We start from the raw sequence: 25,673 nt of genomic DNA, 5'->3' as shown, positions 1-25,673 counted from the left end.
CAGGTCTGGGCTCGGGCGACCCGGCGGCCAACGATTGCAGAGGAAAGCCATGAAATCGGGTATTCACCCCAACTACGTCGAGACCACTGTGGTCTGCGGCTGTGGTCACAGCTTCACCACCCACAGCACCAAGGAGAGCGGCCACATCGTGGTCGAGGTCTGCTCGCAGTGCCACCCGTTCTACACCGGTAAGCAGAAGATCCTCGACAGCGGCGGCCGCGTGGCGCGCTTCGAGAAGCGCTACGGCAAGCGCAACACCAAGGCTGCTGCCGACAACTAGCTGCACCATCGGCGCCCGTGCCTGGCATCCGTGCCAGGATCGGGCGCCGATTTGCGTTCACAGGTCGATTTGCGCTCATTGGAGACCACGATGACGGACACCGCCCCCGCGATCGAGGCGTTGCTGGCCGAGCACGCGGACCTGCAAACCCAGCTGTCCGATCCCGCCCTGCATTCCGATGCCGGTGCCGCCCGTCGGGTCGGGCGCCGGTTCGCGCAGATATCGCCGATCGTCTCGGCGTACCGCAAGCTGGAAGCGGCCCGCGGGGACCTCGAGGCCGCCCGCGAGCTGGCCGCCGAGGACGCCGCGTTCGCCGCCGAGGTGCCCGAGCTCGAGGCACAGGTGGCCGAGCTGGACGCCCGGCTGACCGACCTGCTGGCACCCCGTGATCCGCACGACGCCGACGACGTCGTGCTCGAGGTGAAATCGGGGGAGGGCGGCGAGGAATCGGCGCTGTTCGCCGCCGACCTGGCCCGGATGTACATCCGGTATGCCGAACGGCACGGCTGGACGGTCACCGTGCTCGACGAGACGTGGTCGGATCTGGGCGGCTACAAGGACGCCACGCTCACCATCGCGAGCAAGGGCGATTCCGCCGACGGGGTGTGGTCGCGGATGAAGTTCGAGGGCGGCGTGCACCGCGTACAGCGGGTGCCGGTGACCGAATCCCAAGGGCGCGTTCATACTTCGGCCGCGGGCGTGCTGGTCTACCCGGAACCCGACGATGTCGAGGCGGTCCAGATCGACGAATCGGATCTGCGCATCGACGTCTACCGGTCCTCCGGCAAGGGCGGTCAGGGCGTCAACACCACCGACTCGGCGGTGCGCATCACCCACCTGCCCACCGGCATCGTCGTCACCTGCCAGAACGAGCGCAGCCAGCTGCAGAACAAGGCGCGCGCCATGGTCGTGCTGGCTGCCCGCCTGCAGGCGTTGGCCGAGGAGCAGGCCGCCGCGGACGCCTCGGCGGACCGGGCCAGCCAGATCCGCACGGTCGACCGCAGTGAGCGGATCCGCACGTACAACTACCCGGAGAACCGGATCGCCGATCACCGGATCAACTTCAAGGCGCACAACCTCGACCAGGTGCTCGACGGCGACATGGACGCGCTGCTGGATGCCTTGGCCGCCGCCGACAAGCAGTCCCGCCTGCAGCAGGCGTGACGCCCAGCGAGGAGCCGAAGGCGGATCGCGCATGACCGACGTCGGGCAGGCGATCGCCGATGCGGCTGCTGCGCTCGCGGCGGCCGGGATCGATTCGGCGCGCGCCGACGCCGAACTGCTGGCCGCGCACGTCGCCGGCGTCGACCGTGGACTGCTGCGGTTCACCGAGCCCGCGCCGGATTTCCTGGACCGTTACCGCACCCTCGTCGGGCAACGGGCGCTGCGGATTCCGCTGCAGCACCTGGTGGGCAGCGCCGCCTTCGGCCCGCTGACCCTGGCGGTCGGCCCCGGAGTGTTCATCCCGCGCCCGGAGACCGAGGCGCTGCTGGAGTGGGCGCACGCCGTGCCCGTCCCGGTCGACGGGTTGATCGTGGACCTGTGCACGGGTTCGGGCGCGCTGGCCCTGGCGCTGGCCACCTACCGCCCGGATGTCCGCGTCATCGCCGTCGAGCAGTCCGGGGATGCGCTGCGCTACGCCCGCGCCAACGTTGCGGGATCGCAGGTGCAACTGATCCAGGCCGACGTCACCGCACCCGATGTGCTCGGCGATCTGGCCGGCAGCGTGGACCTGGTGGTGTCCAACCCGCCCTACATCCCCGAGGGTGCGGACCTGGAACCCGAAGTGGCAGATCATGATCCGCACGCTGCGCTGTTCGGTGGCCCGGACGGCATGGCCGTCATCGCGCCCATCGTCGATCTGGTGGCGCGGTTGCTGCGCCCCGGGGGACAGGTGGGGGTGGAACACGACGACACCACCTCGGCGGCCACCGTGGACCTGTTCGGTGCCGCCGGGGTCTTCACCGACATCACGGCACGCCGCGACCTGGCCGGTCGGCACCGCTTCGTGACCGCGGTGAGAAGCTAGGCCCATGCGCGACGCCTGCGAGCGCATCATGTGGACCGAACCCGACGAGCGCCTGAGCGAGGAGCCATGACCCAGCTGTTCGACTGCTCCGACCCCGACCAGCGGGCCACCGGTCTGACGTCCGCGGTCAGCGCCGTCAAGGGTGGGGGACTGGTCGTGCTGCCCACCGACACCGTGTACGGGATCGGTGCCGACGCCTTCAACAGCGAGGCGGTCGGCGCCCTGCTCGCCGCCAAGAACCGGGGGCGGGACATGCCCGTCGGTGTGCTCGTCGGGTCCTGGCACACCATCGACGGGCTGGTCTACACGGTGCCGCCCGCCGCACGCGAACTGATCCAGGCGTTCTGGCCGGGGGCGCTGAGCCTGGTGGTCCGGCATGCGCCGTCGTTGCACTGGGACCTCGGCGACGCCAACGGGACCGTCATGCTGCGGATGCCGCTGCACCCGGTGGCCATCGACCTGCTGCGCGAAGTCGGTCCGATGGCGGTCTCCAGCGCCAATATCTCCGGCCACCCGGCGGCCGTCACCGCCGCCGAGGCCCAGGCTCAACTGGGCGCGCGGGTCGAGGTCTACCTCGACGGCGGTCCGTCCCCGCAGGGCGCCGCCTCGACCATCGTGGACGTCTCCACCTCGCAGCCGCGGGTTCTGCGGGAGGGGCCCGTCTCGGTCGCGGATGTTGCCCGGGTCCTCGGCGTCGACGCCGCGACGCTCGCGCCCGAGGGCCCGGGTGAGGCCTGACACGCCGCCCCCGGCGGCACCCGCCACGCACCGCCGCGCTCAGTCTCTTCGCGTACGGTTCACCGGGTGGTGAGCGAACCGGTCTTCCTGGCTGAGGGTCTGCTCGCCCTGTCCGACCGCGGCGCCGGCGTACCGCTGCGCGAACTCGCGCTCGTCGGGCTGGCCGCCGCGATCATCACCTACTTCGCCACCGGCTGGGTGCGGGTGCTGGCCCTGCGCATCGGTGCGGTGGCCTACCCGCGCGAACGCGATGTGCACGTGCAGCCCACACCACGGATGGGTGGGCTGGCCATCTATCTCGGGGTGGTCGTCGCGGTGGTGCTGGCATCGCAGCTGCCCGCGCTCAACCGGGGCTTCGTGTACTCGACCGGGATGCCCGCCGTGGTGGTCGCCGGCGGGCTCATCATGCTGGTCGGCCTCATCGACGACCGGTGGGGCCTGGACGCCCTGACCAAATTCGCCGGTCAGATCACCGCTGCCAGCGTGCTGGTCACCATGGGCGTCGCGTGGAGCGTGCTCTACATCCCGATCGGTGGGGTCGGCACCATCGTGCTGGACCAGGTGACCTCGATCCTGCTGACACTGGCGTTGACGGTGTCGATCGTCAACGCGATGAACTTCGTCGACGGCCTGGACGGGTTGGCCGCCGGGTTGGGCCTGATCACCGCGCTGGCCATCTGCATCTTCTCCGTCGGCCTGCTGCGCGATCACGGCGGCGACGTGTTGTTCTACCCGCCGGCGATCATCTCGGTGGTGCTGGCCGGCGCCTGTCTGGGCTTCCTTCCGCACAACTTCCACCGGGCCAAGATCTTCATGGGGGACTCCGGCTCGATGCTCATCGGGTTGATGCTCGCGGCGGCGTCGACGACCGCGGCGGGCCCGATCTCGCAGAACGCCTACGGCGCCCGCGACGTCTTCGCGCTGCTGTCCCCGTTCCTGCTGGTGGTCGCGGTGATGTTCGTGCCCGCGCTGGACATGCTGTTGGCGATCGTGCGCCGGACCCGCGCCGGCAAGAGCCCGTTCAGCCCGGACAAGATGCATCTGCACCACCGGCTGCTGCAGATCGGGCATTCCCACCGCCGCGTCGTCCTGCTGATCTACCTATGGGTGGGCATCGTCGCGCTGGGCGCGGCGAGTTCCATCTTCTTCGATCCCCGCCAGACCTTGGCCGTGATGCTCGCGGCGATTCTGGTCGCCGGGGTGGTGACACTGATCCCGCTGTTGCGAGGCCGGAACCGTCCGGTCCAGGAACCGTAGAGCCGGTGTACGACCGAAAGTAGTAGGCCAGTTTTTGTGCCTCCTACCTTGTGGTACGGTTCCGTTCATAACCCGAGAAACACGCGGGTTGCCGGCTTGCTCAGCGGTCGAATCGACTGCTCGGCGCCGATGCATGACCGTCTGTATGACCGACAACAGGGAGCTACCCCTTGGGTGATTCCAGCGCGCCTGCTGCCCTCCGATACTCTCGTCGGGCAAGCACAGCAGTTTTCCAGTTCTATGTGTTATCGATCAGTACCCCCCTCGACGCCGCGGGATTGAGGTGAACGACGTGACGACGCCAGCGCAGGACGCGCCCTTGGTGTTCCCTTCCGTCGCCTTTCGTCCGTTGCGGCTCCTGATCGTCTGCGTGGCGCTCACCGCTGTGGCCGTTGCGGCCGCCGGTTTCGTCGGCAACATCTTCTTCGGTGTGTTCTTCGGCCTCGGACTCGGCCTCGGTCTGCTCAACGCGCTGCTGGTGCGTCGGGCCGTCGAGTCGATCACGATGCAGGACCACCCACTCAAGAAGAAAATGGCCATCAACTCCGCCACGCGACTGTTGGTGATCACCGCAGTCGCATTGGTGGTGGCCATCTTCTTCAAGGCACACGGCGGAATTGCGGTGCTGTTCGGGCTGGCTATCTTCCAGGCACTGCTGGTGATGAGCACCAGCATCCCGGTGCTGAAGAAGATCCGCTCCAACGGCTTGGACGTCGAAGACGTCTCCGCATCGGATTCGAAGGATTGAGCTGACCCTGATGACTGAGACTGTGCTCGCCGCCGAAGAGGGTGGCGCTGCCATCCACGTCGGACACCACACGATGGTGTTCGAGTTGTTCGGCATGACCTTCAACGGTGACACCATCCTCGCGACCGCGATCACCGCGCTGATCATCATCGGCCTGGCGTTCTACCTGAAGTCCAAGGTCACCTCGACCGGTGTTCCCGGTGGCGTGCAGCTGTTCTGGGAGGCGCTGACCATCCAGATGCGCCAGCAGATCGAGGGGTCGATCGGCATGAAGGTCGCCCCCTTCGTGCTGCCGCTGGCGGTCGCGCTGTTCGCCTTCATCCTGATCTCGAACTGGCTGGCGGTGTTGCCCTGGCAGTACGGCGGCGCCGACGGTGCGGCCGCCGAGCTCTACAAGCCGCCGGCCTCGGACATCAACTTCGTGCTGGCCCTGGCGCTGTTCGTGTTCATCTGCTACCACGCAGCCGGCTTCTGGCGCCGTGGTCTGGTCGGCCACCCGGTGGCCGTCGTCAAGGGCCACGTGGCCTTCCTGGCGCCGATCAACATCGTCGAGGAACTGGCCAAGCCGATCTCGCTGGCACTCCGACTTTTCGGCAACATCTTCGCCGGCGGCATCCTGGTCGCGCTGATCGCGATGTTCCCCTGGTACATCCAGTGGGCACCCAACGCCATCTGGAAGACCTTCGACCTGTTCGTCGGTCTGATCCAGGCCTTCATCTTCTCGCTGCTGACGATCCTGTACTTCAGCCAGTCGATGGAAGTTCACGACGACCACGACGAAAAAGCACCCGCGCACTAAGACCCTCAGTACGACCCGTATGAAGCAGTCCTGGTGGCACCGCCGCCAGTTACAAGGAGGAAGAAAGTAATGGAACTCGATCCCAACGCCATCATCACTGCTGGCGCGCTGATCGGTGGCGGTCTGATCATGGGTGGCGGTGCCATCGGCGCCGGTATCGGTGACGGCATCGCGGGTAACGCGCTGATCTCCGGCATCGCCCGGCAGCCCGAGGCCCAGGGCCGGCTGTTCACCCCGTTCTTCATCACCGTCGGTCTGGTGGAAGCCGCATACTTCATCAACCTGGCCTTCATGGCGCTGTTCGTCTTCGCCACGCCGGGCCTGCAGTAGTCCGAGAGCATGGACCAACTGACCGTATCTATCGTGGCCGCGGAAGAGGGCGGTGGGACCAGTAACTTCCTGATCCCCAACGGCACCTTTTTCGCTGTGCTGCTCATTTTCTTGATCACGCTCGCCGTGATCTGGAAGTGGGTGGTGCCGCCGATCAGCAAGGTGCTCGCCGAGCGCGAGGCCATGCTGGCCAAAACCGCTGCTGACAGCCGCAAGTCGGCCGAACAGGTGGCAGCCGCTCAGGCCGACTACGACAAGGCGATGGCGGGCGCGCGCGCCGAGGCATCGGCGCTTCGTGACGAGGCCCGCAGCGCCGGCCGTCAGGTCGTCGACTCGAAGCGGGCCGAGGCCAGCGGCGAGGTCGCCGAGACGGTACGCCAGGCCAACGAGAAGCTGTCCCAGCAGGGTTCAGCTGCTCAAGCCGAGCTTGCTTCGTCGGTGGATGGCCTGTCGGCCACCCTGGCCAGCCGCATCCTCGGCGTCGACGTGAATTCGGGACGGAACAAGTAGATGTCGACATTCATCGGACAGCTGATCGGCTTCGCCGTCATCGTGTTCATCATCGTCAAATGGGTGGCGCCCCTGGTCAAGGGGCTGATGGTCAAGCAGCAGGAAGCCATCCGTGTCGCCCTGGCCGAGAGCGCCGACGCGGCGAAGCGGCTCGCTGATGCCGATGCGATGCACGCCAAGGCGCTCGCCGATGCCGCCGCCGAATCCGGCAGCGTCACCAGCGAGGCCAAGCAGGACGCCGAGCGGATCAAGGCCCAGTTGGCCGAGCAGGCCGGTGTCGACGCCGAGCGGATCAAGGCGCAGGGCGGGCAGCAGATCCAGCTGCTTCGCCAGCAGACGGTGCGTGAACTGCGTCTGGGCCTCGGCGACGAAGCGGTGCGCAAGGCCGGCGACCTGGTCCGGGCCCACGTGGCCGACCCGGCCGCCCAAGCTGCCACCGTCGACCGCTTCCTGGACGACCTCGACCAGATGGCGCCCTCGGCTGCGGTCATCGAGACCGGCTTCTCCGCCGGACTGCGGGCGGCCAGCCGTGCGGCTCTCGACAGCCTGGTCACCGAGTTCGACAGCGCAGCAGGCGGATCGGATGCCAACGGTCTGACGGCCCTGGCCGACGACCTGACCGCGGTCGCCAAGCTGCTGATCTCCGAGCCCGCGCTGACCAAGCATCTCGCCGAGGCCAGCGATTCGGCGACGGCGAAGGTCGCGCTGGTCGACAAGCTGCTGGCCGGCAAGATCGGCGACCCCGCCCTCAAGCTGGTCCGCGCCGCCGCCTCGCAGCGCTGGTCCGTCGAGTCCAACCTGATCGACGGCATCGAGCACATCGCGCGCCTGGCTCTGCTGCAGCGCGCCAAGGTCGCCGGTGAGGTCGACGAGGTCGAGGATCAGCTGTTCCAGTTCGGCCGGGTGCTCGACAACGAGCCGCGACTGTCCACGCTGCTGAGCGACTACACCGCCGATGCCGCAACCCGAGTCGCCCTGCTGGACAAGGTGGTTGGGAGCGGCAGCAGCGCCAACGGCACCGCCGCCGCACTGCTCGAGCAGACCGTGACCCTGCTTCGCGGTGAGCGTGCCGACGAAGCCGTGATCGATCTCGCCGAGCTCGCGGTTGCTCGTCGCGGGGAGGTCGTCGCCCACGTGAGTGCCGCTGCGGATCTGAGCGACGCCCAGCGCGATCGCCTCACCGCCGTGCTCACGCGTATCTACGGGCATCCGGTGTCCGTCCAGTTGCATGTCGATCCGGAACTGCTCGGTGGTCTGTCGATCACCGTCGGTGACGAAGTGATCGACGGCTCCATCGCGTCCCGCTTGGCTGCTGCGCAGAACCAGCTGCCGGACTGACGAGACCGATCCCCACGACTCATCACCCAGATCAAAGGTAGGAAGACGAAAAACCATGGCAGAGTTGACAATCTCCGCTTCTGATATCGAAGGTGCCATCGAGGATTACGTATCCTCGTTTTCCGCCGACACCGAGCGGGAAGAGGTCGGCACCGTCGTCGATGCCGGTGACGGCATCGCCCACGTCGAGGGCCTGCCCTCGGTCATGACCCAAGAGCTGCTCGAATTCGAGGGCGGCGTGCTGGGCGTGGCGCTGAACCTCGACGAGCACAGCGTCGGCGCCGTGATCCTGGGCGAGTTCAACAAGATCGAGCAGGGCCAGCAGGTCAAGCGCACCGGCGAGGTGCTCTCGGTGCCGGTCGGCGACGCCTTCCTCGGCCGCGTGGTGAACCCGCTCGGGCAGCCGATCGATGGCCAGGGCGACATCGCGTCCGAGACCCGGCGTGCGCTGGAACTGCAGGCACCGTCGGTGGTTCAGCGCCAGGGCGTCGGCGAGCCGCTGCAGACCGGTATCAAGGCCATCGACGCCATGACGCCGATCGGCCGCGGCCAGCGCCAGCTGATCATCGGTGACCGCAAGACCGGCAAGACCGCGGTCGCCGTGGACACCATCCTGAACCAGCGTCAGGCCTGGGAGACCGGTGACCCGAACCAGCAGGTGCGCTGCGTGTACGTCGCGATCGGCCAGAAGGGCACCACGATCGCCTCGGTGAAGCGTGCGCTCGAAGAGGGTGGCGCGATGGAGTACACCACCATCGTCGCGGCCCCGGCCTCCGATCCCGCCGGCTTCAAGTGGCTGGCCCCGTACACCGGTTCGGCCATCGGCCAGCACTGGATGTACGACGGCAAGCACGTGCTGATCGTCTTCGACGACCTGAGCAAGCAGGCCGACGCCTACCGCGCAATCTCGCTGCTGCTGCGTCGCCCGCCGGGCCGCGAGGCGTTCCCCGGTGACGTCTTCTACCTGCACTCCCGTCTGCTGGAGCGTTGCGCGAAGCTGTCCGACGAGCTCGGTGGCGGTTCGATGACCGGTCTGCCGATCATCGAGACCAAGGCCAACGACATCTCGGCCTTCATCCCGACCAACGTCATCTCCATCACCGACGGCCAGTGCTTCCTGGAGTCCGACCTGTTCAACCAGGGTGTGCGGCCGGCCGTCAACGTCGGTGTGTCGGTGTCCCGCGTCGGTGGCGCCGCGCAGATCAAGGCGATGAAAGAGGTCGCGGGCTCGCTGCGTCTGGATCTGTCGCAGTACCGCGAGCTGGAGGCCTTCGCGGCCTTCGCCTCCGATCTGGACGCCGCGTCGAAGGCACAGCTGGACCGCGGTGTGCGTCTGGTCGAGCTGCTCAAGCAGGCCCAGTACAGCCCGATGGCCGTCGAGGACCAGGTCGTCGCGATCTTCCTCGGCACCCAGGGCCACCTGGACTCGGTCCCGGCCGAAGACGTTTCGCGCTTCGAGGCGGAACTGCTGGAGCACGTCAAGGCCAGCCACGCCGAGATCCTCACCGGCATCAAGGAGAGCAAGAAGCTCTCCGAAGAAGCCGAGGAGAAGCTCGTGACCGTCATCAACGACTTCAAGAAGGGCTTCTCGGCCTCCGACGGCAGCTCTGTGGTCGCGACCGAGCACGATGCCGACGCTTTGGATCCCGAGGATCTGGAGAAGGAATCGGTCAAGGTCCGCAAGCCTGCTCCCAAGAAGGCCTAGGTAACCAATGGCAGCCACACTGCGTGAGCTACGCGGCCGCATCCGTTCCGCCGGGTCGATCAAGAAGATCACCAAGGCCCAGGAACTGATCGCTACGTCGCGAATCGCCAAGGCACAGGCGAGGGTCGAGGCTGCTCGGCCCTACGCCACCGAGATCACCAGCATGCTCACCGAGCTTGCCGGGGCCAGCGCGCTGGACCACCCGCTGCTGGTCCCGCGGGACAACCCGAAGCGGGCCGCCGTGCTGGTGGTGTCCTCGGACCGCGGGCTGTGCGGCGGGTACAACGCCAACGTGCTGCGCCGCGGCGAGGAGCTGTTCTCGCTGCTTCGCGAAGAGGGCAAGGACCCGGTTCTGTACGTCGTCGGACGTAAGGCGGTGGGTTATTACAACTTCCGTCAGCGCAAGGTGTCCGAGGCGTGGACCGGCTTCTCCGAGCGGCCGACCTACGAGCACGCCAAGGAGATCGCGGACACGCTGGTGACCGCGTTCATGTCCGGCGCCGATGACGAGGGAGACGACGCGGGTGCCGACGGCATCCTCGGCGTGGACGAGATCCACATCGTGTCCACCGAATTCCGCTCGATGCTGTCGCAGACCGCGGTCGCACTGCGGGTCGCCCCGATGGTCGTCGAGTACGTCGGTGAGGCCGAAACCGGTCCGCACACGTTGTTCTCGTTCGAACCGAACGCCGAGACCCTGTTCGACGCGCTGCTGCCGCGCTACATCGCGACCCGTGTGTACGCGGCACTGCTGGAGGCAGCCGCCTCGGAGTCGGCCTCGCGCCGACGCGCCATGAAGTCGGCCACCGACAACGCCGACGATCTGATCAAGGCACTCACGCTGGCGGCCAACCGCGAGCGTCAGGCGCAGATCACCCAGGAAATCAGCGAGATCGTCGGCGGCGCCAACGCGCTGGCCGACTCGAAGTAAGCCCCGTAGGAAGCGAAAAGGAATATGACTGCTGTCGCAGAAAAGACCACGACGGGTCGCGTAGTTCGTATCACGGGCCCCGTGGTCGACGTCGAGTTCCCGCGTGGCGCCGTGCCCCAGTTGCTGAACGCCCTGCACGCCGAGATCACCTTCGGTGCGCTGGCCAAGACCCTGACCCTCGAGGTCGCCCAGCACCTGGGTGACAACCTGGTGCGTTGCATCTCGATGCAGCCCACCGACGGCCTGGTCCGTGGCCAGGACGTCACCGACACCGGTGCCTCGATCTCGGTGCCCGTCGGTGACGGCGTCAAGGGCCACGTGTTCAACGCCCTGGGTGACTGCCTCGATGAGCCCGGTTACGGCAAGGACTTCGAGCACTGGTCCATCCACCGCAAGCCGCCGGCCTTCGCCGACCTGGAGCCCCGCACCGAGATGCTGGAGACCGGTCTGAAGGTCGTCGACCTGCTCACCCCGTACGTGCGTGGCGGCAAGATCGCCCTGTTCGGTGGTGCCGGCGTGGGTAAGACCGTTCTGATCCAGGAGATGATCAACCGCATCGCCCGCAACTTCGGTGGCACCTCGGTGTTCGCCGGCGTGGGTGAGCGCACCCGTGAGGGCAACGACCTGTGGGTCGAGCTCGCGGACGCCAACGTGCTCAAGGACACCGCCTTGGTGTTCGGCCAGATGGACGAGCCGCCGGGCACCCGTATGCGCGTCGCCCTGTCCGCACTGACCATGGCGGAGTTCTTCCGCGATGAGCAGGGCCAGGACGTGCTGCTGTTCATCGACAACATCTTCCGGTTCACCCAGGCCGGCTCCGAGGTCTCGACCCTGCTGGGTCGTATGCCTTCGGCCGTGGGTTACCAGCCGACGCTGGCCGACGAGATGGGTGAGCTCCAGGAGCGCATCACCTCGACCCGTGGTCGCTCGATCACCTCGATGCAGGCCGTCTACGTGCCCGCCGACGACTACACCGACCCGGCCCCGGCCACCACGTTCGCCCACCTGGATGCCACCACCGAGCTGTCCCGTGCGGTGTTCTCCAAGGGCATCTTCCCCGCGGTGGATCCGCTGGCATCGTCCTCGACGATCCTGCACCCCAGCGTGGTCGGCGACGAGCACTACCGCGTCGCCCAGGAAGTCATCCGGATCCTGCAGCGCTACAAGGATCTCCAGGACATCATCGCCATCCTCGGTATCGACGAGCTGTCCGAAGAGGACAAGGTGCTGGTGTACCGCGCCCGTAAGATCGAGCGCTTCCTGAGCCAGAACATGATGGCCGCCGAGCAGTTCACCGGTCAGCCCGGTTCGACCGTGCCGCTCAAGGAGACCATCGAGGCCTTCGACAAGCTGGCCAAGGGTGAGTTCGACCACCTGCCCGAGCAGGCGTTCTTCCTCATCGGTGGTCTCGACGACCTGGCGAAGAAGGCAGAAACCCTCGGCGCCAAGCTGTGACCCGGTTTCTAGTACGAAAGGTGGTGTGCCATGGCTGACCTTGACGTCGAAATCGTCGCCGTCGAGCGAGAGTTGTGGTCGGGCAAGGCGACATTCGTCTTCACCCGCACCACCGCCGGTGAGATCGGCATCCTGCCGCGGCACATCCCGCTGGTGGCCCAGCTCGTCGACGACGCCATGGTGCGCGTCGAGCGGGACGGTGAGGATGACCTTCGCATCGCGGTGGACGGTGGATTCCTGTCGGTGACCGAGGGCAAGGTGAGTCTCCTCGTGGAGAACGCTCAGTTCGAGTCCGAGATCGACGCCGACGCCGCCAAGCGCGACGCCGAGTCCGACAACGCATCGACGGCCGCCTGGGGCCGCGCGCGGCTGCGTGCGGTCGGGCAGCTCGACTAAGTAAGTAGGCAACGCCGATGAGCGCGTCCATGATGTTCATGGTCGCGCTCGTCGGCGTTTTGCTGTTGGCGGTCGTCGCGCTGGGCTACCGGTTGTGGAAGTTGCGCCAGGTCGGTGGGACGGCGGCCATCCTGCGCGACTATCCGGCCGAGGGCGGCCACGGTTGGCGGCACGGGGTGCTGCGCTACCGGGGTGGCGAGGCCGAGTTCTACCGGCTGTCGAGCATGCGCTGGTGGCCCGATCGCCGGTTGAGCCGGCTGGGGCTGGAGGTCGTCGCGCGGCGTTCCCCGCGCGGGGACGAGTTCGACATCATGACCCATGAGATCGTGATCCTGGAGCTGCGCGACGTCAGTCCCGAACGCGGTCGCGGCTACGAGGTGGCGCTGGACCGCGGCGCGCTGACCGCGTTCACATCCTGGCTGGAATCCCGGCCGTCCCCGCGGGCGCGACGCCGGCGTTCGGCCTGACCGGCAGGGCGCTCAGTCGCCGGCCTTCTGCCGATCACCGCCGGGCTTCCACTTCACGTCACCGTCCGGATTGGCCACCCGGGACAGGATGAACAGCAGATCCGACAGCCGGTTCAGGTACTTCGCCGGGAGCAGGCTCACCGAATCCCCGTACTGATCCACCGCCCGCCAGGCGGCACGCTCGGCGCGGCGGGTCACGGTGCGTGTCACGTGCAGCAGCGCGGACAGTGCGGTGCCACCGGGCAGGATGAACGAGTCGAGGGTCGGCAGATCCTCGTTGAACTCGTCACACCATGCCTCCAGGCGATCGATGTAATCCTGGCGCACCCGCAGCGGCGGGTATTCGGGGTTCTCGACCACGGGTGTGGACAGGTCCGCGCCGGCGTCGAACAGGTCGTTCTGGATCTGCAGCAGCACCTGACGGATGCGCTCGTCGGGCTGCCCGAGGGACAGCGCGACGCCGATGGCGGCGTTGGTCTCATCGCAGTCCGCATAGGCCTCCAGGCGGGCGTCGTTCTTGGAGACGCGGCTGAAATCGCTCAGCCCGGTGGTGCCGTCGTCGCCGGTCCGGGTATAGATGCGGGTCAGGTGCACAGCCATGGTTAGACCGTACCGGGGGACTGCGGGGGATCGTCGCCGCAGTGTTCTCCAACTGGTGCCGCGGGTGCATACACTGGCCCGCGTGAGCGATCGTTTCGTGGTGACGGGCGGGAGCCGGTTGTCGGGCGAAGTCGCCGTCGGGGGAGCAAAGAACAGCGTGCTCAAACTGATGGCGGCAGCGCTGTTGGCCGAGGGCACCAGCACGATCACCAACTGCCCGGACATCCTGGATGTTCCGTTGATGGCGGAGGTACTGCGGGGACTGGGGGCGACCGTCGAACTCGACGGGGCGACCGTCCGGATCACCTCCCCGGACGAGGTCAAGTACGACGCCGACTTCGCCGCGGTCCGGCAGTTCCGGGCCTCGGTGTGTGTGCTCGGCCCACTGGTGGGCCGGGGCAAGCGGGCGAAGGTGGCGTTGCCGGGTGGCGACGCCATCGGTTCGCGCCCGCTGGACATGCACCAGTCCGGGCTGCGCCAGCTCGGCGCCAGATGCAACATCGAGCACGGCTGTGTGGTTGCCGAAGCCGATCATCTGCGCGGCGCGGAGATCCAGCTCGAGTTCCCGTCCGTCGGGGCGACCGAGAACATCCTGATGGCGGCGGTGCTGGCGGAGGGTGTGACGACGATCTACAACGCCGCCCGCGAGCCCGACATCGCCGACATCTGCACGATGCTCAACGAGATGGGTGCGCAGATATCCGGTGCCGGCTCGTCGACGTTGACGATCACCGGGGTGGATCGGCTGTACCCGACCGAGCACCGGGTGATCGGCGATCGGATCGTGGCGGCGACCTGGGGGATAGCCGCGGCGATGACGCGCGGCGACATCTCGGTGACCGGGGTGGACCCCGCGCACCTGCAGCTGGTGTTGCACAAGCTGCATGACGCGGGTGCCACCGTCACCCAGCACGACAACGGTTTCCGGGTGGTGCAGTACGAGCGACCCAAGGCGGTGAACGTGGCGACGCTGCCGTTCCCGGGTTTCCCCACCGACCTGCAGCCGATGGCCATCGGGCTGGCCTGTATCGCGGACGGCACGTCGATGATCACCGAGAACGTGTTCGAGGCGAGGTTCCGGTTCGTCGAAGAGATGATCCGGTTGGGTGCCGACGCCCGTACCGACGGTCACCATGCCGTGGTGCGTGGTCTGCCGCAGTTGTCGAGTGCGCCGGTGTGGGCCTCCGACATCCGGGCCGGTGCCGGCTTGGTGCTGGCCGGCCTGGTCGCCGACGGCGATACCGAGGTGCACGACGTCTACCACATCGATCGCGGTTACCCGTTGTTCGTGGAGAACCTGGTCAGTTTGGGCGCCGAGGTCGAGCGGGTAAGCTAGGGAAATCGCCTCAGATGCCGCTTTTAAGCCTCTGACCAGCGGATTTGACTTCGGGGTGCACCTAGATCTAATCTTTTGAAGTCGCCGCGGAGACGCGAGACAGAGAAGCTTGACTCGCCAGACAAGATAGTTTAAGCTGGCAGGGTTGCCCTGGAAGGGGAGACTTCTTCACAATCTGGTCTGTTGTTTGAGAACTCAATAGTGTGTTTGGTGGTTTTTGTTTGTTGTTTTTGGCCATCTTGGTGGGGGACTCCCCGTCTTCCTGCCACATGGGATGGTTGTTTTTTTGATGCCAGTTTTGGTGTCTTTTGTTTGATCGAATTTTTCTGATTCGAATTCACCTGTCTTTGGATGGGTTGTTTTTGTTTGGAGAGTTTGATTCTGGCTCAGGACGAACGCTGGCGGCGTGCTTAACACATGCAAGTCGAACGGAAAGGCCCTTCGGGGTACTCGAGTGGCGAACGGGTGAGTAACACGTGGGTGATCTGCCCCGCACTTTGGGATAAGCCTGGGAAACTGGGTCTAATACCGAATATGACCGCGCTCTTCATGGGGTGTGGTGGAAAGCTTTTGCGGTGTGGGATGAGCCCGCGGCCTATCAGCTTGTTGGTGGGGTAATGGCCTACCAAGGCGACGACGGGTAGCCGGCCTGAGAGGGTGACCGGCCACACTGGGACAGATACGGCCCAGACTCCTACGGGAGGCAGCAGTGGGGAATATTGCACAATGGGCGCAAGCCTGATGCAGCGACGCCGCGTGAGGGATGACGGCCTTCGGGTTGTAAACCTCTTTCAGCACAGACGAAGCGCAAGTGACGGTATGTGCAGAAGAAGGACCGGCCAACTACGTGCCAGCAGCCGCGGTAATACGTAGGGTCCGAGCGTTGTCCGGAATTACTGGGCGTAAAGAGCTCGTAGGTGGTTTGTCGCGTTGTTCGTGAAAACTCACAGCTTAACTGTGGGCGTGCGGGCGATACGGGCAGACTTGAGTACTGCAGGGGAGACTGGAATTCCTGGTGTAGCGGTGGAATGCGCAGATATCAGGAGGAACACCGGTGGCGAAGGCGGGTCTCTGGGCAGTAACTGACGCTGAGGAGCGAAAGCGTGGGGAGCGAACAGGATTAGATACCCTGGTAGTCCACGCCGTAAACGGTGGGTACTAGGTGTGGGTTTCCTTCCTTGGGATCCGTGCCGTAGCTAACGCATTAAGTACCCCGCCTGGGGAGTACGGCCGCAAGGCTAAAACTCAAAGAAATTGACGGGGGCCCGCACAAGCGGCGGAGCATGTGGATTAATTCGATGCAACGCGAAGAACCTTACCTGGGTTTGACATGCACAGGACGCTGGTAGAGATATCAGTTCCCTTGTGGCCTGTGTGCAGGTGGTGCATGGCTGTCGTCAGCTCGTGTCGTGAGATGTTGGGTTAAGTCCCGCAACGAGCGCAACCCTTGTCCTATGTTGCCAGCGGGTTATGCCGGGGACTCGTAGGAGACTGCCGGGGTCAACTCGGAGGAAGGTGGGGATGACGTCAAGTCATCATGCCCCTTATGTCCAGGGCTTCACACATGCTACAATGGCCGGTACAAAGGGCTGCGATGCCGTGAGGTGGAGCGAATCCTTTCAAAGCCGGTCTCAGTTCGGATCGGGGTCTGCAACTCGACCCCGTGAAGTCGGAGTCGCTAGTAATCGCAGATCAGCAACGCTGCGGTGAATACGTTCCCGGGCCTTGTACACACCGCCCGTCACGTCATGAAAGTCGGTAACACCCGAAGCCGGTGGCCTAACCCCTTGTGGGAGGGAGCCGTCGAAGGTGGGATCGGCGATTGGGACGAAGTCGTAACAAGGTAGCCGTACCGGAAGGTGCGGCTGGATCACCTCCTTTCTAAGGAGCACCACGAGACCTGTTGCCCGCCCACATCGTGTGGGAGTTCGGTGACTCAGGCGATTCGTTGGATGGCCTCACACCTGTAGTGGGTGGGGGTCTGGTGCACAACAAACTTTGAGAAACTGCCAGACACACTATTGGGCTTTGAGACAACAGGCCCTGCGGTGCCGGACTCGTTGGAGTCCTGGTTGCCGGCCGCGAGTCCCGGAAGCGATTCTGGTTCGGACGGTGTCTGTTGTTGCTCCATCTTTGGTGGTGGGGTGTGGTGTTTGATTTGTGGATAGTGGTTGCGAGCATCTAGCACGCAAGAGGAGTCTGGGTTTCCTTCGGGAGCCCGGGTTTTTGTTGTGTGTGTTTGATGTGCAATTTTTTTCTTCTATTTGGTTTTATCTGTGTTGTAAGTGTTTAAGGGCGCATGGTGGATGCCTTGGCATTGGGAGCCGATGAAGGACGTAGGAGGCTGCGATAAGCCTCGGGGAGCTGCCAACCGAGCGTTGATCCGAGGATGTCCGAATGGGGAAACCCAGCACGAGTGATGTCGTGTTACCTGCATCTGAATATATAGGGTGCAGGGGGGAACGCGGGGAAGTGAAACATCTCAGTACCCGTAGGAAGAGAAAACAAAAGTGATTCCGTGAGTAGTGGCGAGCGAAAGCGGAGGATGGCTAAACCGTATGCATGTGATACCCGGCGGGGGTTGTGTGTGCGGGGTTGTGGGGCGTTTCTTCTCTCATCCGCCGATGAGGGCAACAGTAAAAAAAGTTTGTGTTAGCGGAAGTGGTCTTGGGATGGCCTGCCGTAGACGGTGAGAGCCCGGTACGTGAAAACATGAACTCTGTTGTGAGACTGTCCCCGAGTAGCAGCGGGCCCGTGAAATCTGCTGTGAATCTGCCGGGACCACCCGGTAAGCCTGAATACTTCCCAATGACCGATAGCGGATTAGTACCGTGAGGGAATGGTGAAAAGTACCCCGGGAGGGGAGTGAAATAGTACCTGAAACCGTGTGCCTACAATCCGTCAGAGCCCTCGACTTGTCGTGGGGTGATGGCGTGCCTTTTGAAGAATGAGCCTGCGAGTCAGGGACATGTCGCAAGGTTAACCCGTGTGGGGTAGCCGCAGCGAAAGCGAGTCTGAATAGGGCGTATCCAATCCAGAGGGGTTGGTGTAGTGGTGTGTTCTGGACCCGAAGCGGAGTGATCTACCCATGGCCAGGGTGAAGCAGCAGTAAGATGTTGTGGAGGCCCGAACCCACTTAGGTTGAAGACTGAGGGGATGAGTTGTGGGTAGGGGTGAAGGCCAATCAAACTCCGTGATAGCTGGTTCTCCCCGAAATGCATTTAGGTGCAGCGTTGCGTGTTTCTTGCCGGAGGTAGAGCTACTGGATGGCCGATGGGCCTCACAAGGTTACTGACGTCAGCCAAACTCCGAATGCCGGTAAGTGAAAGCGTGGCAGTGAGACGGCGGGGGATAAGCTCCGTGCGTCGAGAGGGAAACAGCCCAGATCGCCGGCTAAGGCCCCTAAGCGTGTGCTAAGTGGAAAAGGATGTGCAGTCGCGAAGACAACCAGGAGGTTGGCTTAGAAGCAGCCACCCTTGAAAGAGTGCGTAATAGCTCACTGGTCAAGTGATTGTGCGCCGATAATGTAGCGGGGCTCAAGCACACCGCCGAAGCCGCGGCATCGAAACTTGTTTTCGATGGGTAGGGGAGCGTCCTGCATCCAGTGAAGCAGCGGAGTGATCCAGTTGTGGAGGGTGTGGGAGTGAGAATGCAGGCATGAGTAGCGATAAGGCAAGTGAGAACCTTGCCCGCCGAAAGACCAAGGGTTCCTGGGGCAGGCCAGTCCGCCCAGGGTGAGTCGGGACCTAAGGCGAGGCCGACAGGCGTAGTCGATGGACAACGGGTTGATATTCCCGTACCCGTGTGTGCGCGCCCATGATGAATCAGAGGTACTAACCGCCCAAAAGGTGGCCTATCCAATCCTTCGGGAGCGGAAAGTCGCCGGCTGCGCGGGACCTTCTCTGGTAGTAGTCAAGCGATGGGGTGACGCAGGAAGGTAGCCGTACCGGTCAGTGGTAATACCGGGGTAAGCCTGTAGGGAGTCAGATAGGTAAATCCGTCTGACATATATCCTGAGAGGTGATGCATAGCCGATTGAGGCGAATTCGGTGATCCTATGCTGCCGAGAAAAGCCTCTAGCGAGCTCACACACGGCCCGTACCCCAAACCAACACAGGTGGTCAGGTAGAGAATACTAAGGCGTACGAGATAACTATGGTTAAGGAACTCGGCAAAATGCCCCCGTAACTTCGGGAGAAGGGGGACCTCCTACTGTCATGGCCCTTGCGGCCGGCAGCGGTGGGGGGTGGCACAAACCAGTGAGAAGCGACTGTTTACTAAAAACACAGGTCCGTGCGAAGTCGCAAGACGATGTATACGGACTGACGCCTGCCCGGTGCTGGAAGGTTAAGAGGACCTGTTAATCCTTCGGGGTGAAGCAGAGAATTTAAGCCCCAGTAAACGGCGGTGGTAACTATAACCATCCTAAGGTAGCGAAATTCCTTGTCGGGTAAGTTCCGACCTGCACGAATGGCGTAACGACTTCTCAACTGTCTCAACCATAGACTCGGCGAAATTGCACTACGAGTAAAGATGCTCGTTACGCGCGGCAGGACGAAAAGACCCCGGGACCTTCACTACAACTTGGTATTGGTGCTCGATACGGTTTGTGTAGGATAGGTGGGAGACTGTGAAGCATGCACGCCAGTGTGTGTGGAGTCATTGTTGAAATACCACTCTGATCGTATTGGGCCTCTAACTTCGAACCGTATATCCGGTTCAGGGACAGTGCCTGGTGGGTAGTTTAACTGGGGCGGTTGCCTCCTAAAATGTAACGGAGGCGCCCAAAGGTTCCCTCAACCTGGACGGCAATCAGGTGTTGAGTGTAAGTGCACAAGGGAGCTTGACTGCGAGACATACATGTCGAGCAGGGACGAAAGTCGGGACTAGTGATCCGGCACCTCTGAGTGGAAGGGGTGTCGCTCAACGGATAAAAGGTACCCCGGGGATAACAGGCTGATCTTCCCCAAGAGTCCATATCGACGGGATGGTTTGGCACCTCGATGTCGGCTCGTCGCATCCTGGGGCTGGAGCAGGTCCCAAGGGTTGGGCTGTTCGCCCATTAAAGCGGCACGCGAGCTGGGTTTAGAACGTCGTGAGACAGTTCGGTCTCTATCCGCCGCGCGCGTCAGAAGCTTGAGGAAACCTGTCCCTAGTACGAGAGGACCGGGACGGACGAACCTCTGGTCCACCAGTTGTCCCACCAGGGGCACGGCTGGATAGCCACGTTCGGACAGGATAACCGCTGAAAGCATCTAAGCGGGAAACCTTCTCCAAGACCAGGCTTCTCACCCATTAAGTGGGATAAGGCCCCCCGCAGACCACGGGATCGATAGACCAGACCTGTACACCTAGCAATAGGTTTAGGGAACTGGCACTAACCGGCCGAAAACTTACACACACCCACCACGCGTGGGTAGCAGATAAAACACGTGTAAGAAAAAAGACGCATTCAAACAACGCCCGCAACCACACCACACTCGGACACATCAACCAGCAATGGTTGACACACTCCACCACCAAAACACACTTCCCCCACCATCGGTGAGGGACGCCCAGAAACGGGTGAATAAAGTTACGGCGGCCATAGCGGCAGGGAAACGCCCGGTCCCATCCCGAACCCGGAAGCTAAGCCTGCCAGCGCCGATGATACTACCCAAAAGGGTGGAAAAGTAGGACACCGCCGAACACACATTAAGCCCGCGGCCCTCCAAACCCAGTTTGGAGGGCCGCGGCATTTGTGCATTCTGGACGAAAAAAATGGCCGAAGAATATCCGGCTATTCTTTTTCTCTAATCGAAAAGGGCCAATTCCGACGCGCTCTTTTCCATATTCAGAAGCTTTCTCTTGCGGTCTAGTCCGCCGCCGTATCCGGTCAAACTGCCATTGGCGCCGATCACACGATGGCACGGCACGATGATGCCGATCGGGTTATGTCCGTTCGCAAGACCGACGGCGCGGAATGCCGTGGGAGCACCCACCTGCTGCGCGATCTGGCCGTATGTCCGGGTCTCGCCGTAGGGGATGGTCAACAGCGCCTCCCACACCCTGCGCTGGAACTCGGTCCCGCCGAACTGTAGATCCACGCTGAATTCGGTGAGCGATCCGTCGAAGTAGGCGACCAGCTGTTCCACGGCGTCCGGGAAGGCCGTGTCGTCGAGCTGCCAGCCGGCCCGGCTCGGCTCATAGGTCTGGTCCTCCATCCGCAGATGTTGCAGGCGACCGTCGACACCGGCCAACGTCAGTGTCCCGACGGGACTCTCCATCACCCGGAATTGCATGCCCGCCATCATTTCTCCTGCCGATTCGTGCGGGGCGGCCACTCGTTGACCGCATGGTCGAGCGCCGTCCACAGATGCTGTGTCACGTAGGCCCGCCACGGGCGCCAACGTGCGCTTCGCGTGAGCAGGGTATCCGCGGCTGCCGGTAGCCCCACGGCCTCCGCCGCGATCCGGACTCCCAAGTCGGTCACCGGGAAGGCATCCGGATCGCCGAGACCCCGCATGGCGATCAGTTCGGTGGTCCACGGCCCGACGCCCGGCAACGCGGCCAATCGCGTTCGCGCCCGATTCCAGTCGGCTCCCGCGCTCAGGTCCACGTCGCCGTCGGCCATCGCGGCGATCAGGGTGCTCAGCGTTCGGCGCCGCGTGGCCGGCATGGCCAGGGTGGTCGGATCCAGCCCGGCCAACTGATCGACAGAGGGGAAGACGCGGGTCAGTCCGCCCCCGGTATCGGTGAAGGGCGTCCCGTGCGTCTCGGCGAGCCGGCCGGCGTGGGTGCGGGCGGCCTTGATGGAGACCTGCTGACCGAGAACCACTCGCACCGCCAATTCCTGCTCATCGACCGTGCGCGGGATGCGTTGCCCCGGGGCCTTGGCCACCAGGGGACCCAGGTGCGGGTCCGTACCCAGCGCATCGATGATCGCGGCGGGATCGGCATCGAGGTCCAGCAGGCGGCGGCAGCGGGCGATCGCCGCGGCGAGGTCCCGGAAGTCGTCGACAACCAGGCGGCATCGCACGTGGTCGGGATGAGGGGTCAGCGCCACCACACCGGACCCGGACGGCAGCCGCAAGGTGCGACGGTAGGCCCCGTCGCGGACCTCCTCCACCCCGGGCACTGCGCCGGCCGCCAGATGACCGAAGACACCTTCGTAGGCGAACGGGGCGCGCACCGGCAGCCGCAGGGACAGCGCGTCGGGGCCGACGGCCTCGTCGCGGCTGCGGGCGCGGGCGCGTCGGCGCAGGGCGGTCGGGGTGAGGGCGCAGACGGACCGCACGGTGTCGTTGAACTGCCGGATGCTGCTGAACCCGGCGGCGAATGCGACATCGCTGAACGGCAGATCGGTCGTCTCGATGAGCACCCTCGCGGTCTGGGTGCGCTGGGCGCGGGCCAGCGCCAGCGGGTTGGCCCCCACCTCGGCCTGCAGGAGCCGTTCGAGCTGACGGGTGGTGTACCCCAGCTGGGCGGCGAGCCCGGTGACACCGCAGCGGTCGACCGCGCCGTCGGCGATCAGCCGCATCGCGCGGGCCACCACGTCACCGCGGACATTCCATTCGGGCGAACCGGGGGACGCATCCGGGCGGCACCGTTTACAGGCCCGGAAACCGGCCTTCTGGGCCGCCGCCGCGGTCGGGTAGAACCGCAGGTTCTGGGCCAGCGGCGGGCGCACCGGGCAACTGGGCCGGCAATATATGCCCGTGGTGAGCACGGCGGTGACGAACCAGCCGTCGAACCGGGCGTCCTTGGACTGGACGGCTCGGTAACAGCGGTCAAAATCGTCGTGCATGCCTTCACCCTTACACCCACCGGCGGACAGTACTGGCGGGAAACCGACATCGATGTGGCAGGCGGGGTTCACCCGGGGTGCCTGCGTGGGTACAGGGGTCAGGTGGCGGTGCGCCGCGCCGATCCCATGCTTCCCGACGAACCAGGAGTGACTGCCGCATGACCTCCCCAGACGAGGCATACCAGCTCGAGGGCCCGGCCGGTTGGGCCGTCGAACTCATGGAGCACCTCGGCGGTCCGGGCGCGGGCCTGGCCATCCTGGTCGAGAATCTGTTCCCACCCGTCCCGAGCGAAGTCATCCTGCCGATGGCGGGTTTCGCCGCTCGGCTGGGTGAACTGTCGCTGCTGGGGGCGATCGTCTGGACGACGGCGGGCTCGGTTCTGGGGGCTTGGATGCTGTACGCGCTCGGCGCCTGGCTCGGGCCCGACAGGATCCGGCAGATCGTGTCCAGGATGCCGCTGATGGACGGCTCGGACTTCGACAAGACCAAGGCCTGGTTCGAGCGGCACGGTCAAAAGGCGGTGTTCTTCGGGCGGATGCTGCCGTTGTTCCGCAGCTTCATATCCATCCCGGCCGGCATCGAGCGCATGAACTTCGCGGTGTTCACCGCGCTGACCATGGCCGGCAGCCTGATCTGGAACTCGGCCTTCATCCTTGCCGGATACCTGCTGGGTGCGAACTGGCACCGCGTCGACCCCTACGCGACCACGCTGCAGTACCTGGTGCTCGCCGTGGTGGTCATCAGTGTCGGCTTCTTCGTCCGGTCCCGGGTGAAGCGTCGCCAGATCTCGGCGACCTGAGGTCTCACACCCACCGCTGCGCGATGTGTCGGTGGCGTGCAGCAGTGCATCGCAGATGGCCGCCGACCGGAGGATCCGGCGTGGGCCCGCCCAGCCACAGCTGCAGAAGGACGGCCGACTGCGGCCGAGTTCGGCGGGATCGCCCCGATCTGCACCGGCCTGGCCGCCGGTCGAATCGGCCGATCGGCCCCTGCGCCGCAGAGGCGCTGCTATAACGAAGATCAGGTACCGGCAGAAGGCGGCTTCATGGTGCACAGTGCAGCAGTCATCGGACGGGTCGGCGCGCTTGCGGTGGCACTCGGCGTCGGGGCGACCATCGCGTCGGGCGCTGCATCCGCCGACAGTGGCGATCAGGGTTCCGAGTCGAGCGCGTCGAGCAGTTCGAACTCGGGGGAGTCCGCCGGCACGGATACCAGGCGGGAAGCGCCGCGAGAAGCGAGAAAGGCTCCACCACAACGGAAGGCGTCCGACCGGACGTCACTGTCGGTGCGGACTGCGGGCGACCCGGAACGCTCCTTGCGGACGCAGCGCCGACCCGCGGTGCGTGCGAACACCGAACCGGACAACGAACTGAGACAGGCCCCGGCCGCGACCCCCGAGGACCGCCGCTCGTCGGACGATCCGCCGGCGCCCGCCGAGAACCCGGCGGCGCTGACCGCGCTGGCGGCCGCGCGCCGGGAGGTCGGCCACGACACCGCGAAGATCGTGGAATCGGTGGCCGACGGTCAGACGACGAGCGTCACTGCGGCCCCGGTCAGCCCGTTGGGCACCCCGGACCAACTGCGGGCGGAGAAACTCGCGAAGCGCATCGTCAACTCCCTGCCGGTCAAGCTGGTGAAGGTGGTGCTGCGGGCCGGCTTCCTGCGCGCCGCGCAGCAGCAGTTCGATCGCGTCAACGGCCCGGACCAGGAGAACATCGATCGCCTCGATGCGGCGGTCAACGCCTACGCGATGGCCTCGGCTTTCCAGCAACAGCTGTTGAACTCCGCCAAACCCACGGTGGTCATGCAGGTCGCTCCGCCACACGCCTGGTACGGCCAGACGGTGGGGGCATCGCGCATCCTCTACGACAACCCCGACACCATCTACCGCTTCATGGGGGTGAACGGGGCATCGTCGTACGTGATCACCGGCCGATTCGACGATCTGGACAATCTGCCCGCCGATACCACGTTCAGCGTGCTGACCGGTCTCACCGGCAACACCGCCGCGGTGCTGACCAAGGACAAACTGGTCATCAACCCCGACGGCACCTTCACCATCACCGCGGATTCCAGGCCGGCCGACGGGCGGCAGAACCACCTGCAGCTGACGGCCGACACCACGTTGATCGCCACCCGGAACACCCTGTCGGACTGGACGAATCAGCATCCGATGAGCTTGGAGATCGCCCGGGTCGGCGGCCCGCCGAACAGTTTGTTCAGCCAGTTGGGCGGTTTCGCGATCCCCGGGATCGGCCCCGCGGTGGTGCGCAGCAAGCTGCTGACGGCGCTGGTGTCGGTGGTGCCGCCGCTGCCCTTCGTGCCGACGGTGCTCAGAGGCGCGGTCACCGCCGTCATCATGGCGCTGGGCATCCAGCGCGAGGCGCAGTACATGGCCGTCGCGACCAAGGACCCGACCACCGGGCAGCGCATCGAACCCAACGTCTTCAAGGACCCGACGCGCAATGCGGAATTCCTTGCCACCCAATTGCAGAGCGCGGGGTACTTTCAGCTCGCCGACGACGAGGCGCTGGTCATCACCATCAATCGTGCCGGCGCCGGCTACTTCATCGTCCCGGTCACCGATGACTGGACCATCACCAAGGACTACTGGAACGAGCAGACCAGTCTGAACAACGTCCAGGCGGTGGCCGATGACCCCGCCGGCAGCACGTACACGATCGTCGTCTCGCCCAGCGATCCCGGCGTGGCCAACTGGGTGTCCACCGGCGGCCTGAACCAGGGCACCATCTCGATCCGCTTCCAGGACATCGACCCCGAGGCGGCGCACCTTCCGACGGTGAGCGCACAGGTGGTCCGCCGCAGCGAACTGGGTTCGGTACTTCCGCCGGGCACCCGGTATGTGACGGCGGCCGAGCGGGCGGCCCAGATCGCCCTCCGCAAGTCGGGGTTCAACCAGCGCTTCGCGCCGTACCCGCAGGCGTAGCAGCCGGGTTGCCTAGAATC

At 64.9% G+C, this 25,673-nt stretch carries 21 protein-coding genes and 3 rRNA genes; 21 read left to right on the top strand and 3 right to left on the bottom strand.

Features of this window, described 5'->3' with window-relative positions:
* Positions 1 to 49: 49 nt before the first annotated feature.
* From rpmE to K0O62_RS21115, 15 genes are all read left to right on the top strand, one after another.
* Positions 50 to 280, top strand: a complete 231-nt coding sequence (gene rpmE, locus K0O62_RS21185) for a 50S ribosomal protein L31 (protein WP_073858281.1) — start codon at positions 50 to 52, stop codon at positions 278 to 280.
* Between the two features lie 90 nt (positions 281 to 370).
* Complete coding sequence (gene prfA, locus K0O62_RS21180; RefSeq protein WP_073858280.1) at positions 371 to 1,444, top strand: peptide chain release factor 1; 1,074 nt, start codon at positions 371 to 373, stop codon at positions 1,442 to 1,444.
* Between the two features lie 31 nt (positions 1,445 to 1,475).
* Entirely contained in the window at positions 1,476 to 2,309 is an 834-nt protein-coding gene (prmC, locus tag K0O62_RS21175) for a peptide chain release factor N(5)-glutamine methyltransferase (RefSeq protein ID WP_073858279.1), read from the top strand.
* 66 nt (positions 2,310 to 2,375) lie between these two features.
* Positions 2,376 to 3,047 carry an L-threonylcarbamoyladenylate synthase gene (locus tag K0O62_RS21170; RefSeq protein WP_073858278.1) on the top strand — a complete coding sequence of 224 codons (672 nt, stop codon included), beginning with the start codon at positions 2,376 to 2,378 and terminating at the stop codon, positions 3,045 to 3,047.
* 66 nt (positions 3,048 to 3,113) lie between these two features.
* Positions 3,114 to 4,304 (top strand): glycosyltransferase family 4 protein, encoded by a 1,191-nt coding sequence (locus K0O62_RS21165; RefSeq protein WP_073858277.1) that lies wholly within the window; start codon positions 3,114 to 3,116, stop codon positions 4,302 to 4,304.
* A gap of 292 nt (positions 4,305 to 4,596) precedes the next feature.
* Entirely contained in the window at positions 4,597 to 5,052 is a 456-nt protein-coding gene (locus tag K0O62_RS21160; RefSeq protein ID WP_073858398.1) for an ATP synthase subunit I, read from the top strand.
* 10 nt (positions 5,053 to 5,062) lie between these two features.
* A complete protein-coding gene (gene atpB / locus K0O62_RS21155) occupies positions 5,063 to 5,851 on the top strand; it encodes a F0F1 ATP synthase subunit A (RefSeq protein WP_073858276.1) in 789 nt (262 codons plus the stop codon).
* 69 nt (positions 5,852 to 5,920) lie between these two features.
* On the top strand, positions 5,921 to 6,181 hold the full coding sequence (locus K0O62_RS21150; RefSeq protein ID WP_036440957.1) for a F0F1 ATP synthase subunit C: 261 nt from the start codon (positions 5,921 to 5,923) through the stop codon (positions 6,179 to 6,181).
* Positions 6,182 to 6,190: 9 nt separating this feature from the next.
* Complete coding sequence (locus K0O62_RS21145) at positions 6,191 to 6,691, top strand: F0F1 ATP synthase subunit B (RefSeq protein ID WP_073858275.1); 501 nt, start codon at positions 6,191 to 6,193, stop codon at positions 6,689 to 6,691.
* On the top strand, positions 6,692 to 8,029 hold the full coding sequence (locus tag K0O62_RS21140) for a F0F1 ATP synthase subunit B/delta (RefSeq protein ID WP_073858274.1): 1,338 nt from the start codon (positions 6,692 to 6,694) through the stop codon (positions 8,027 to 8,029).
* Positions 8,030 to 8,084: 55 nt separating this feature from the next.
* The gene (gene atpA / locus K0O62_RS21135; protein ID WP_073858273.1) at positions 8,085 to 9,734 is read left to right on the top strand and encodes a F0F1 ATP synthase subunit alpha; all 1,650 of its coding nucleotides are present in this window, start codon (positions 8,085 to 8,087) and stop codon (positions 9,732 to 9,734) included.
* Positions 9,735 to 9,741: 7 nt separating this feature from the next.
* Complete coding sequence (locus tag K0O62_RS21130) at positions 9,742 to 10,665, top strand: F0F1 ATP synthase subunit gamma (protein ID WP_073858272.1); 924 nt, start codon at positions 9,742 to 9,744, stop codon at positions 10,663 to 10,665.
* A 24-nt stretch (positions 10,666 to 10,689) separates the two neighbouring features.
* Positions 10,690 to 12,120, top strand: coding sequence for a F0F1 ATP synthase subunit beta (gene atpD / locus K0O62_RS21125; RefSeq protein ID WP_073858271.1), 1,431 nt, complete (start codon positions 10,690 to 10,692; stop codon positions 12,118 to 12,120).
* A 30-nt stretch (positions 12,121 to 12,150) separates the two neighbouring features.
* The gene (locus K0O62_RS21120; protein ID WP_073858270.1) at positions 12,151 to 12,516 is read left to right on the top strand and encodes a F0F1 ATP synthase subunit epsilon; all 366 of its coding nucleotides are present in this window, start codon (positions 12,151 to 12,153) and stop codon (positions 12,514 to 12,516) included.
* A gap of 17 nt (positions 12,517 to 12,533) precedes the next feature.
* On the top strand, positions 12,534 to 12,983 hold the full coding sequence (locus tag K0O62_RS21115; RefSeq protein WP_073858269.1) for a DUF2550 domain-containing protein: 450 nt from the start codon (positions 12,534 to 12,536) through the stop codon (positions 12,981 to 12,983).
* Between the two features lie 12 nt (positions 12,984 to 12,995).
* On the opposite strand, the gene K0O62_RS21110 is transcribed toward K0O62_RS21115, so the two are convergent.
* Positions 12,996 to 13,583: a cob(I)yrinic acid a,c-diamide adenosyltransferase gene (locus K0O62_RS21110; protein ID WP_073858268.1), complete on the bottom strand. Its 588-nt coding sequence runs from the start codon at positions 13,581 to 13,583 to the stop codon at positions 12,996 to 12,998.
* An 82-nt stretch (positions 13,584 to 13,665) separates the two neighbouring features.
* Between K0O62_RS21110 and murA the strand changes: the two genes are divergently transcribed.
* The 4 genes from murA (at position 13,666) to rrf (ending at position 20,608) form a co-directional block, all read left to right on the top strand.
* Positions 13,666 to 14,919: a UDP-N-acetylglucosamine 1-carboxyvinyltransferase gene (murA, locus tag K0O62_RS21105; protein ID WP_073858397.1), complete on the top strand. Its 1,254-nt coding sequence runs from the start codon at positions 13,666 to 13,668 to the stop codon at positions 14,917 to 14,919.
* 363 nt (positions 14,920 to 15,282) lie between these two features.
* Positions 15,283 to 16,800 (top strand): 16S ribosomal RNA (locus K0O62_RS21100).
* A 398-nt stretch (positions 16,801 to 17,198) separates the two neighbouring features.
* Positions 17,199 to 20,320, top strand: a 23S ribosomal RNA gene (locus tag K0O62_RS21095).
* 175 nt (positions 20,321 to 20,495) lie between these two features.
* A 5S ribosomal RNA gene (gene rrf, locus K0O62_RS21090) occupies positions 20,496 to 20,608 on the top strand.
* The 16S, 23S and 5S rRNA genes sit together here, the layout of an rRNA operon.
* Positions 20,609 to 20,711: 103 nt before the next feature.
* On the opposite strand, the gene K0O62_RS21085 is transcribed toward rrf, so the two are convergent.
* Both K0O62_RS21085 and K0O62_RS21080 read right to left on the bottom strand, forming a co-directional pair.
* A complete protein-coding gene (locus K0O62_RS21085) occupies positions 20,712 to 21,209 on the bottom strand; it encodes a methylated-DNA--[protein]-cysteine S-methyltransferase (RefSeq protein ID WP_073852999.1) in 498 nt (165 codons plus the stop codon).
* Positions 21,209 to 22,705, bottom strand: coding sequence for a DNA-3-methyladenine glycosylase 2 family protein (locus tag K0O62_RS21080; protein WP_073853001.1), 1,497 nt, complete (start codon positions 22,703 to 22,705; stop codon positions 21,209 to 21,211). The genes K0O62_RS21085 and K0O62_RS21080 overlap by 1 nt, the downstream gene beginning before the upstream one ends.
* Before the next feature lie 158 nt (positions 22,706 to 22,863).
* Between K0O62_RS21080 and K0O62_RS21075 the strand changes: the two genes are divergently transcribed.
* Both K0O62_RS21075 and K0O62_RS21070 read left to right on the top strand, forming a co-directional pair.
* Positions 22,864 to 23,505, top strand: a complete 642-nt coding sequence (locus tag K0O62_RS21075; protein WP_073853003.1) for a DedA family protein — start codon at positions 22,864 to 22,866, stop codon at positions 23,503 to 23,505.
* Positions 23,506 to 24,045: 540 nt separating this feature from the next.
* Positions 24,046 to 25,653 carry a hypothetical protein gene (locus K0O62_RS21070; protein WP_308214399.1) on the top strand — a complete coding sequence of 536 codons (1,608 nt, stop codon included), beginning with the start codon at positions 24,046 to 24,048 and terminating at the stop codon, positions 25,651 to 25,653.
* Positions 25,654 to 25,673: the final 20 nt, after the last annotated feature.

The organism is Mycolicibacterium diernhoferi, assembly GCF_019456655.1.
In the GTDB taxonomy this organism is placed as follows: domain Bacteria; phylum Actinomycetota; class Actinomycetes; order Mycobacteriales; family Mycobacteriaceae; genus Mycobacterium; species Mycobacterium diernhoferi.
Note: the sequence above shows the minus strand (reverse complement) of the source record. Positions and strands in the feature narration are given on the sequence as shown.

Bases quoted from the DNA above. Each gene is read 5' to 3' on its own strand.
- atpD (WP_073858271.1), top strand. From the start codon at position 10,690: ATGACTGCTGTCGCAGAAAAGACCACGACGGGTCGCGTAGTTCGTATC.
- atpB (WP_073858276.1), top strand. From the start codon at position 5,063: ATGACTGAGACTGTGCTCGCCGCCGAAGAGGGTGGCGCTGCCATCCAC.
- K0O62_RS21075 (WP_073853003.1), top strand. From the start codon at position 22,864: ATGACCTCCCCAGACGAGGCATACCAGCTCGAGGGCCCGGCCGGTTGG.
- K0O62_RS21110 (WP_073858268.1), bottom strand. From the start codon at position 13,583: ATGGCTGTGCACCTGACCCGCATCTATACCCGGACCGGCGACGACGGC.
- K0O62_RS21170 (WP_073858278.1), top strand. From the start codon at position 2,376: ATGACCCAGCTGTTCGACTGCTCCGACCCCGACCAGCGGGCCACCGGT.
- rpmE (WP_073858281.1), top strand. From the start codon at position 50: ATGAAATCGGGTATTCACCCCAACTACGTCGAGACCACTGTGGTCTGC.
- K0O62_RS21080 (WP_073853001.1), bottom strand. From the start codon at position 22,705: ATGCACGACGATTTTGACCGCTGTTACCGAGCCGTCCAGTCCAAGGAC.
- K0O62_RS21150 (WP_036440957.1), top strand. From the start codon at position 5,921: ATGGAACTCGATCCCAACGCCATCATCACTGCTGGCGCGCTGATCGGT.
- K0O62_RS21140 (WP_073858274.1), top strand. From the start codon at position 6,692: ATGTCGACATTCATCGGACAGCTGATCGGCTTCGCCGTCATCGTGTTC.
- K0O62_RS21115 (WP_073858269.1), top strand. From the start codon at position 12,534: ATGAGCGCGTCCATGATGTTCATGGTCGCGCTCGTCGGCGTTTTGCTG.
- K0O62_RS21120 (WP_073858270.1), top strand. From the start codon at position 12,151: ATGGCTGACCTTGACGTCGAAATCGTCGCCGTCGAGCGAGAGTTGTGG.
- K0O62_RS21085 (WP_073852999.1), bottom strand. From the start codon at position 21,209: ATGGCGGGCATGCAATTCCGGGTGATGGAGAGTCCCGTCGGGACACTG.
- atpA (WP_073858273.1), top strand. From the start codon at position 8,085: ATGGCAGAGTTGACAATCTCCGCTTCTGATATCGAAGGTGCCATCGAG.
- K0O62_RS21130 (WP_073858272.1), top strand. From the start codon at position 9,742: ATGGCAGCCACACTGCGTGAGCTACGCGGCCGCATCCGTTCCGCCGGG.
- prmC (WP_073858279.1), top strand. From the start codon at position 1,476: ATGACCGACGTCGGGCAGGCGATCGCCGATGCGGCTGCTGCGCTCGCG.
- K0O62_RS21145 (WP_073858275.1), top strand. From the start codon at position 6,191: ATGGACCAACTGACCGTATCTATCGTGGCCGCGGAAGAGGGCGGTGGG.
- prfA (WP_073858280.1), top strand. From the start codon at position 371: ATGACGGACACCGCCCCCGCGATCGAGGCGTTGCTGGCCGAGCACGCG.